This window comes from Bradyrhizobium sp. Crot121, from assembly GCF_059512385.1.
In genome coordinates, this window is sequence record NZ_JCAMOR010000290.1 from 1 (window position 1) to 802 (window position 802).

1 pseudogene is annotated in these 802 nt (G+C 61.3%); it reads right to left on the bottom strand.

Annotation, left to right across the window (positions count from 1 at the left end):
• Positions 1-95: 95 nt before the first annotated feature.
• Positions 96-802 (bottom strand): annotated as a pseudogene (locus AC5ZGW_RS46580) (IS630 family transposase); the annotation flags it as partial.

Here is an 802-nt window from a genome sequence, read left to right on the forward strand (position 1 = left end):
CTCCTTCCGCGAAACGCGGACTTCTCTTGCTTCGGGAATCATCCCGATCTTGAATCACGACTCACGTTCTATGAAAACTGGGTACTAGTAGTCTATCACAGTGATTTTGACTCTTTGGGGGTGGCTGGATAGGCGCGGCCGAGTTTGGCGCGAGCTTTGTCGGTTGTGAACATCCATTTGATTCGGGCTCGGGTTTTATTTCGCCGCCGTTGCCATGCCGCGATCTCGTTTCGGAGCCTTTTGGAGTCGTCGATGCGGCGGCCGAGACACTGGCGCTGAAGCACGCTGATCTCGCACTCAACCATGTTGAGCCAACTGGCGTGCTTCGGGGTGTAGTGGGAATTCGAGGCGGCACAGGATGCGGCGGGCCTCGGCAGGCGCGAAGGCCTCATACAGCGCCCCAGGCTTATGGATCGACAAATTGTCCTGCACGACACGGATGCAGGCGGCGTCGGGATAATGAACGTCGACGAGCTCACGCATGCAGTGGGCGTAGTCCACGGCGGCGCGGCGGTCGGTGAGCTTGACGTTGCGCCAGCCCCGATACGGATCGAAGGTGACGAAGAGATTGACGGTGCCGTTGCGGCGATACTCGTAATCGTAGCGCTCGCGCTGTCCCGGTTGGGCCAGGACCGGCTGGCGCACCTCGCCGATCAGCTGGACGGGGGTCTCGTCGAAGCAGACCAGGGGGCGGGCGGGATCCGGCGTCTCGGCGTAGAGATCGAGCACGTCCTCCATGCGGGCGACGTATTCGCCGTCGACATGGGGAATGCACCACATGTCCCTGCGCCATGGCTTGAGG